The organism is Zemynaea arenosa, assembly GCF_004614185.1.
Lineage (GTDB): Bacteria > Pseudomonadota > Gammaproteobacteria > Burkholderiales > Burkholderiaceae_D > Telluria > Telluria arenosa.
Genome location: NZ_SPVF01000007.1, coordinates 1 through 8,203, shown reverse-complemented (window position 1 = coordinate 8,203; position 8,203 = coordinate 1). Strand labels below are relative to the sequence as shown.

Sequence of the window (8,203 nt, the reverse complement as noted above, 5' to 3'; positions counted from 1 at the left end):
CACCTTGGCGTCCGCACGGGCGGCCGCCGTGGCCGCGGACGGCTTGGCGGCGGCGTCGGTCAGGTCGGTGGCTTTGCCGGCGGCGGCAGCGGTGCCCAGGTCGAGTTTCAGATCCTTGGCGGCGCCATCCTTCGGAAGGGCGAGTTGCTGGCCGTCCATGGCCACGGGCTTGCCCTTGCCTTCGCCGAGGGCGGCCACGGTCTTGGTCAGCGCGGTCGCAAAGCTGGTGGCGGCGGCATCGTCGGCGGCGTCCTGCAGGGCCTGGATCGCGCCCGGGTCAGTGCTCACGGCGCTGCCCTTGCCACCCTTGCCGATGCCACCGATGGCGTCCGCGGTGGCGGCCGCGGCGGCCGGGTCGGCGGCTTGGGCGGCTTGCGCGGCGGGCTTGGCCAGGCTGGCCATCAGGGCCAGCATGTCGGTGACGGGGGTGACGGCGGCGTTGGCGTCGGCGACCTGCTGGTCTTCGGTGCTCTCGTCGGCCGACTTGGAGGCCGAGGCGCTGTCGTCCGCAGGCTTGGCGGAGGATTTCTCCGCTGCCGTACTGGCAGTTTTGTCGGCGGGCGCGGCATCGGCAGAGGCGCTGCTCTCGGCCTGCTTGTTGGCGTCGGTCTGGTTGTCGGCCTGCGCGGGCTTGGCGTCAGGCGCCTTCTCGGCCGGCTTGCTCTGCTGCGCGGACTTGGGGGCCTGCTGCGGCGCCGGGGCCGGGCTGGGGGCGCCGGGATTGGTGCCCGCCTGGCGCTGCGCCATCTCGCGCGACAGCGTCTGGCTGAACGAGACGCCGTCCGCGCCCAGGTTCGCACCGTTGCGGGCCGCCGTGGCGTTGCCGTTGAAGAGACCAGCCAGCGGGTTCGCGTCGGACGCGCCGCTGGTCAGGGAGTTGGTGAGGTTCGGGTTCAGCATGGTCCGTCTCGGTCCGTTTAGCCTTCGCGCCGGTAGTACGCCTGCCGGGCCGCGTGTTCATCCATCAGTTTCTGGTCGCGCTTGTTTTCCAGCTTCAGGGCCTGCTCCGCCGCGCGGGTGGAGAGGGTCCGGTACGACAGGCGCTTGCGCTCGCACTCCTGCCAGGCCTTCTTTTCCATGGCCGCGCGCGCTTCCGCGTGCTTGACGATCTCGCGCTGGCCCTTGATCGCCGCGTCCAGCTTGGCCATGAAGGCGATGAAATTCTGGTACGCCTGCGGGGTGATGCCGTTCTGCTGCGCCATATCCAATTTGGCCGCATAGTCGTCGCGATACCCGTCCAGCATCTGCGCCTTCTGCTTCGCATCCTCGACGGCCTGCAGCGCGGCGCCGAGCCGCTTGGCGGCATCGTCGGTGGCACGCTGGGCCAGGTCGAGCAGGGTGTCGAGTGCGGACGTCTGGGCCATGGAGGTCGATTATAGGGACGTCAACCCGCCGTCAATCAGGGGAACAGCGAGGTCAATTGCCCCAAACTCTCCAGCATGCCCACCTTTTCGGTGATTTCCTGGCAAAGGAAATGCTCGATCTGGTCGTGCAGCTGGATGGCCTGGTCGAGCGTGGGGTCGGTCCCCGGCGCATAGGCGCCCACCGAGATCAGGTCGCGCGAGCGCTCGTAGCGTGAATACAGCTGCTTGAGGCGGCGCGCGGCGCGCTGGTGCTCGGGCGAGGTAATCGAGTGCATCACGCGCGAGATCGACTGTTCGATGTCGATGGCGGGGTAGTGGCCCGCCTCGGCCAGGCGGCGGTTCAGCACGAAGTGGCCGTCCAGGATCGCGCGCGCCGAGTCGGCGATCGGGTCCTGCTGGTCGTCGCCCTCGGTCAGCACGGTGTAGAAGGCGGTGATCGAGCCGCCGCCCTCCGGCCCGTTGCCGGCGCGTTCCACCAGCACCGGCAGCTTGGCGAACACCGATGGGGGATAGCCCTTGGTGGCGGGCGGCTCGCCGATCGCCAGCGCGATCTCGCGCTGCGCCATCGCGTAACGCGTGAGCGAATCCATGATCAGCAGGACGTCCTTGCCCTCGTCGCGGAAGTGCTCCGCGATCGCCGTGGCATAGGCCGCGCCCTGCAGTCGCATGAGCGGCGAGGTGTCGGCCGGTGCGGCCACCACGACCGAGCGCGCCAGGCCTTCTTCGCCCAGGATCTCTTCGATGAACTCCTTGACCTCGCGGCCCCGCTCACCGATCAGGCCCACCACGATCACGTCGGCGGCCGAGTAGCGCGCCATCATCCCGAGCAGCACGGATTTACCGACGCCGGAACCGGCGAACAGGCCCAGACGCTGGCCGCGGCCCACCGTCAGCATGGCGTTGATCGCACGCACGCCCACGTCCATGGTGTCGCGGATCGGCTTGCGGTCCAGCGGGTTGGCAGGGCGCACGTTGATCGGGGCCGAGGTGTCGGTATGGACCGGGCCCTTGTCGTCCAGCGGACGGCCGGCGCCATCGAGCACGCGGCCCAGCAGCTGGCCGCCGACCGGCAGGTGGCGCGCGCGGTCGCTGGGGCGGCGGCGCGGGTGCGACACGGTGCCGGGGCGCGGCACGGTCGGCTCGACCGGGAACACGCGGGTGCCGGGCACCACGCCTTCCACGTCCTGCTGCGGCATGAGGAACAGGCGGTCGCCTTCGAAGCCGACGACTTCCGCATCGATGCGCGAACCATTCGCCAGCGGCACGGTGCAGGCCGAGCCCACGGCCAGGCGCAGGCCCACGCATTCCATCACCAGGCCGGCGACGCGCGTGATGCGGCCGGAGACCTGCATCGGCTCCACGAAGCCGACCAGGGCGCCGCAGTCCTTCAGGTAGGCGCTCCAGCGCCCGGTGTGCTGGTCGAGTTCCGGTGCGCCCATCAGCCCAGCCACTCCACGTTCTTGGCCACGGCCGCGGTCAGGCGCGCCCAGCGGGCCTGCACGGTGGCGTCGATTTGATTGGACGCGGTGTCGATGCGGCAGCCGCCGCGCGCCAGCGCCGAATCATCCTTGATGGTCCACCCGGTTTCGGCCAGCTCGTGGCCGATGGCGTCGCGCACCAGCTCTGCGTCAGCGGGGTGCAGGTACAGCGAGGCGGGCTGCTGCAGCACCGGCAGGTAGCCGATCGCTTCGCGCACCACGTGCAGGATCAGTTCCGGCTTCACTTCCAGCGCGGTGCGCAGCATGGCGCGCGCCAGCTGCAGCGCCAGTTCCAGCACCTCGTTGGCGATGGTCTCGTCGGCGCGCGCCACCGCGCTGCCGAAGGTGGCCGCGATGGAGCGCAGGTGTTCCTGCTCGGTGGCCGCTTCGGCGCGGCCGAGCGCCAGGCCGTCCTGGTAGCCCTGGGCGCGCCCGGTCTCGTAGCCTTCGGCGCGCGCGGACTCCATCATCGCCTCGATCTCTTCCTGCGTGGGGAGCTTGATGTGCGGCTCGGCCGCCACCGGCGCCGGCGGCGGCGGGGGATCGAAGGAGTTCATTTCCCACCGCTGGTAGGCGGTGAGCTGTTCTTTCGGAGTGCTCATCAGATGAACGAATCCTCACCCTTGCCGCCGAGGACAATCTGCCCTTCGTCGGCGAGGCGGCGCACGATCTGCAGGATCTGCTTCTGCTGCGATTCCACTTCGGACAGGCGCACCGGCCCTTTGGATTCGAGGTCTTCGCGCATCATCTCGGCGGCGCGCGAGGACATGTTCTTGAAGATCTTGTCGCGCAGGTCCGGCGAGGCGCCCTTGAGCGCGATGATCAGCATGTCGGACTGCACTTCGCGCAGCAGCAGCTGGATGCCGCGGTCGTCGATGTCGATGATGTTATCGAAGACGAACATCTCGTCCATGATCTTCTGCGCCATGTCGTTGTCGTAGTTCTTGATGGCGTCCATGACCGAGCTTTCCTGTTCGCCGGACATGAAGTTGAGGATCTCCGCCGCCGCGCGCACGCCGCCCAGCGAGGACTTCTTGATGTTCTCGTTACCCGAGAGGAGCTTGGTCAGCACGTCGTTCAACTCGCGCAGCGCGGCCGGCTGCACGCCGTCCAGGGTGGCGATGCGCAGCACCACGTCGTTGCGCAGGCGGTCCGAGAAGTGGCCCATGATCTCGCAGGCCTGGTCACGCTCGAGGTGGACCAGGATGGTGGCGATGATCTGCGGGTGCTCGTTGCGGATCAGTTCCGCGACCGACTGCGCGTCCATCCACTTGAGCGACTCGATGCCGGAAGCGTCCTTGCCGCCCAGGATACGGGCCAGCAGCACGGAAGCCTTGTCGTCGCCGAGCGCCTTGGTCAGCACCTGGCGGATGTATTCATCCGAATCCAGGCCGACGGTGGAATTCAATTCGGTCTGCGCGCGGAAGGCGTCCAGCACCGTCACCACCTGCTCGTGCTGCACGCCCTTCATGGTGGCCATGGCGGCGCCCAGCTTGAGCACTTCGCGCGGGCCGAGGTACTTCATCACCTCGGACGCCTCATACTCGCCGATGGCGAGCATCAGGATGGCCGCTTTCTGGATACCGTTGTCATTCATTGGAACCTACCCATGCTTTTACGACGTTGGCCACGATGCGTGGATCTTCCTTCGCGAGGTTCTTGGCCATCTGCAGGTTCTCGCGGTAACCGGCGGCTTGTTGCGCTTCCATCTCTTCCAGCTGGGACTTGATCGCTTCCTGGCGTTCGTCCTCCGGGTCCGGCTCGGGCGGCGGCGGCGGCGGGGGCGGCACGTCCGCGATTTCATCGAGCTTGCGGAAGATCGGCTTCAGCATCGGGCGCAGGATGCGGAAGAACAGGTAGCTCATCACCACGAAGGCGATCAGGAACTTGCCGATCTCCTTGGCCAGCGACCAGTTGTCCGGGTTTTTCCACCACGGGACTTCCGGTGGCACCTCGACCGGGCGGTCGACGCCGTCGAACGGCAGGTTGGTGACCTTGACGGTGTCGCCCCGCTCCTGGCTGAAGCCCATGGCTTCCTTGACCAGGTCATTGATCTGCTGGATCTCGGCGGCGGTCAGCGGGCGCACGGTGACCTTGTTGGTCTTCGGGTCGACGATACGACGGTAGTTGACCACCACGCCCACGGTCAGGCGCTTGATGCCCCCCATGCCTTTCTGTTCGTACTTGACCGTCTTGTCGACTTCAAAATTGGTGGTCGAGTTCTTCTGGCTCGGGCCGGTGCTGCCGGCGGCGCCCGGCACGGCCGCGGTGTTCGGGTTGGAGCCCGGGGCCGCGTTGATCGGGGCGGCCGGGGTGCCCGGCGGCTGGTTCGACAGGGCGCCCGGCACGCCGGCGGCGCTGCTGCCCGGTCCATTCGCTTCGCTGGTCTGCTGGCTGCGGATGGCCGATTCGTTGGGCGGAGAGTTTGGCTTGTAGGCTTCGCTGGCGGTGTCGGTCTGGGCGAAGTCGATGTCGGCGGTGGCTTCGGCGCGCACGTTGTGGTCGCCCACCAGCGGGGTCACGATCGATTCCACCTGGCGCACGATGTTGGCCTGCAGCTGGGCCACGTACTTCAGCTGATTCGGGTCGAGCTGCTGCTTGCCGGCCTGCTTGCTGGTCTCGGACAGCAGGTTGCCGTTCTGGTCGACCACGGTCACGTTGCCGGTGGTGAGTTCGGGGACGGAGGAGGCAACCAGGTGGACGATGGCCTGGACCTGGGCCGGGTCCAGCGCGCGGCCCGGCTGCAGGTTGAGGAGCACGGAGGCGGTCGGCTTCTGCTGCTCGCGCACGAACACGGACGGCTTCGGCATCGCCAGGTGCACGCGGGCCGAGGCCACGGCGGCCACCGATTCGATCGAGCGTGCCAGTTCGCCTTCCAGCGAGCGCTGGTAGTTCACCTGCTCCAGGAACTGGGAGATGCCCAGCTTCTGGTTTTCCATGATCTCGAAGCCGACATTGCCGCCCTTGGGCAGGCCCTGGGAGGCCAGCTTGAGGCGCACGTCGTGCACCTGGTTGGCGGGGACGAGGATGGCGGCGCCGCCTTCGGAGAACTTGTGGGGCACGCCCATCTGGTCCAGCGCGGCGGTGATGGCGCCGCCATCGCGGTCGCTGTAATTGGAGAACAGGACGCGGTAGTCCGGCTGCTGGCTCCACATCCACACCCCGGCCATGATGGCGATGACCACGGCGATACCGGCGCCGAGCATGATATTCCGGCCAAACGTGGTTTGCAGGAAGCCGGGGCGGCGGGCCTGGTCGGGGGTATCTCCGAGAGTTACGGTATCGTCAGCGACGGCCATGGATGTGCGAGAAAAGGGTTGGGATCAGGCAAGCATTATGGAGGCGGCCGCGGCGGTTTAAAGGCCCAAATAGCGGCAGGTTTACACCCCTGCTTGACCGGAAATTTGCGCTCCCGGCTGCTATTGTGTCAGCCTGACACCAAGGAGCACAACATGGACGTGGGCGGAATCGACCGGAGCCGGATCCTCTCGATGATGGAACAGATGAAAGCCGCGGCCCAGCAGAAGCCGGGCGGCGTCGGTGCGCCGGGCGCGGGCGGCGTGGGCGGCGTGGGTGCGGGACCGGGTGGCGCCGGCGGCGTGCCAAAAGCCGATTTCGCGGACGCGCTGAAGAATTCGCTGCAGGCCGTCAGCAACTCGCAGAACCAGGCCGATGCCATGGGGCAGGCCTTTGCCCTGGGGGACGACAAGGTCTCGCTGTCGGATGTGATGATTTCGATGCAGAAGGCGAGCATCAACTTCCAGGCGACCGTGCAGGTCCGGAACAAGCTGGTGGCGGCGTATCACGACATCATGAACATGCAGGTTTGAGCAGTGTCGCCGCATGAATGAAAAACGGAGCCGCTGGCTCCGTTTTGTTTTTCAAGCCAGGCCCGAGAGGCGGGCGTTGCGCTCGCGCTCCAGCTTGGTGATGTACTTTTGCACATTCGCCAGGTTGCCGCGCGAGATGTTGATGAACTGGCAGCCCAGGCGGCGGTTGGTCTTGTTGTTCAGGAGCGTCATGTCCATCAGGTTGCGCACCTGCAGGGTGGTGATGACGGGGCCGACTTCGGGCAGCTCCAGGCGGCAGTTGGGAAAGTCCACGCCGATGGTCTCGCCGAGCGCCTTGTTGTTGTCCAGGATGGCAATGCCGCCGACGCTGATGTCGGCCAGCGGGAAGCTTTGCGTGCCGCCGCCCAGTTCCTCCGGCAGCGGGATCACGACCTTGATCGGATTGCTGACCGGCGTGGGCATGCGGTAGTACTCGCGGCGCTGCAGGCGGATCAGGGTCTCCGGCACGTCCATGCGCAGGCAGGGGCTGCCCTTGTACTGCGCCTCGGTGAGGGGCGCGGCATCGAACAGGATACGGATCTTGTCGAGGAAGGTCTCGCAGCGCACGCGCTTGGCGGCGATGGCGCGGCGGTTCTGCTCGCGGTCCACCGACCAGTCGAGCAGCACGGTGCGGGTGTCGGGATCGACGTCCAGCACGGAAGTTACGCAGACGTCGGCCTCGCCATTGATGAGCATGCGGACGAGCTGGTTCTTGTCCCGGATGCCGCGCAGCAGCGCGACGATCTCGCGCTGCGACTGCACTTCGTAGTCATGCCAGTTTTCCAGGCTCGGGTCGTTAGGTTGTTGCATCGTTGCTGGCCGAGTTAGGTTCTATCAGTGTTGCCGCGTCCGGTGGGGCAGGCATGACGCCACCACTTTGTTGCGCAGATTCAATATGGTACAGCCAGGCCAGCAGTTCCGCAACGATGCGGTAGAGCGCGGGCGGGATCTGCCGGTCGAGGTCAATGTGCATGAGTAAAGACACCAGTTCCTTCGACTCGTGCACGAATACGCCGTGTTCCTGGGCGCGCGCGATGATCTGGCTGGCCACCTGGCCCTTGCCCTTGGCGACCACCTTGGGGGCGACATCGCCGTCAGCATACGCCAAAGCGACCGCGGAAGCGGGCGGCGTGCGCGGCGGCGGGCCGGGATTGCGGCCACCGTGATTGCCGTTCTGGTCAGCCACGGCGCAGGCCTTTGGTGTGGACGTCGAAGGACGCGAGCGGGGTGCCGGCGGCGTCCAGGGCGGTGGACAGGGCCGGGGCCTGCTCGCGCAGCAGGCTGCCGATCGCGCCGCTGCCGGTTTCGATCTGGACGTGCACGCGGTCGCCGTGCAGGAGGACGGTGGCGTTCACTTCGCCCAGCCCAGCAAAGCGGAAGCGCATGCCGCTGCGCCAGGCGGGCGCCTGCTCGCTGCCTCCGCCCTGGCGCTCGGGGACGTCGCGCTGGATTTCCCAGTGCATGTCCTGGCCGGGCCAGGCGGGGCCCTGCCAGACGACGCGGCCTTGCTCCTGCGTGCCGAGCTGCAGGT

The 8,203-nt window shown here is 67.3% G+C and carries 9 protein-coding genes and 1 pseudogene; 1 reads left to right on the top strand and 9 read right to left on the bottom strand.

The window, feature by feature from the left end; genetic code table 11:
- From E4L96_RS00540 to fliF, 6 genes and pseudogenes are all read right to left on the bottom strand, one after another.
- Window positions 1-900, bottom strand: a pseudogene (locus E4L96_RS00540) (hypothetical protein); the annotation flags it as partial.
- A gap of 17 nt (window positions 901-917) precedes the next feature.
- Window positions 918-1,364 carry a flagellar export protein FliJ gene (gene fliJ, locus E4L96_RS00535; RefSeq protein WP_135205294.1) on the bottom strand — a complete coding sequence of 149 codons (447 nt, stop codon included), beginning with the start codon at window positions 1,362-1,364 and terminating at the stop codon, window positions 918-920.
- Between the two features lie 35 nt (window positions 1,365-1,399).
- The gene (gene fliI, locus E4L96_RS00530) at window positions 1,400-2,803 is read right to left on the bottom strand and encodes a flagellar protein export ATPase FliI (RefSeq protein WP_135205293.1); all 1,404 of its coding nucleotides are present in this window, start codon (window positions 2,801-2,803) and stop codon (window positions 1,400-1,402) included.
- Window positions 2,803-3,444: a flagellar assembly protein FliH gene (locus E4L96_RS00525; RefSeq protein WP_135205292.1), complete on the bottom strand. Its 642-nt coding sequence runs from the start codon at window positions 3,442-3,444 to the stop codon at window positions 2,803-2,805. Before E4L96_RS00525 ends, fliI begins: the two co-directional genes overlap by 1 nt.
- A complete protein-coding gene (gene fliG / locus E4L96_RS00520; RefSeq protein ID WP_135205291.1) occupies window positions 3,444-4,439 on the bottom strand; it encodes a flagellar motor switch protein FliG in 996 nt (331 codons plus the stop codon). Before fliG ends, E4L96_RS00525 begins: the two co-directional genes overlap by 1 nt.
- On the bottom strand, window positions 4,432-6,141 hold the full coding sequence (gene fliF / locus E4L96_RS00515) for a flagellar basal-body MS-ring/collar protein FliF (protein WP_135205290.1): 1,710 nt from the start codon (window positions 6,139-6,141) through the stop codon (window positions 4,432-4,434). The genes fliG and fliF overlap by 8 nt, the downstream gene beginning before the upstream one ends.
- A 153-nt stretch (window positions 6,142-6,294) precedes the next feature.
- On the opposite strand from fliF, the gene fliE reads away from it, so the two are divergent.
- Window positions 6,295-6,672, top strand: coding sequence for a flagellar hook-basal body complex protein FliE (fliE, locus tag E4L96_RS00510; RefSeq protein ID WP_135205289.1), 378 nt, complete (start codon window positions 6,295-6,297; stop codon window positions 6,670-6,672).
- A gap of 51 nt (window positions 6,673-6,723) precedes the next feature.
- Here the strand turns inward: fliE and E4L96_RS00505 are convergent, their stop codons facing one another.
- From E4L96_RS00505 to fliK, 3 genes are all read right to left on the bottom strand, one after another.
- Window positions 6,724-7,482 carry a flagellar brake protein gene (locus tag E4L96_RS00505; protein WP_135205288.1) on the bottom strand — a complete coding sequence of 253 codons (759 nt, stop codon included), beginning with the start codon at window positions 7,480-7,482 and terminating at the stop codon, window positions 6,724-6,726.
- A complete protein-coding gene (locus tag E4L96_RS00500; RefSeq protein ID WP_135205287.1) occupies window positions 7,469-7,858 on the bottom strand; it encodes an EscU/YscU/HrcU family type III secretion system export apparatus switch protein in 390 nt (129 codons plus the stop codon). Before E4L96_RS00500 ends, E4L96_RS00505 begins: the two co-directional genes overlap by 14 nt.
- A partial coding sequence (gene fliK / locus E4L96_RS00495; protein WP_135205286.1) for a flagellar hook-length control protein FliK occupies window positions 7,851-8,203 on the bottom strand: 353 nt, incomplete at its 5' end. The genes fliK and E4L96_RS00500, both read right to left, overlap by 8 nt.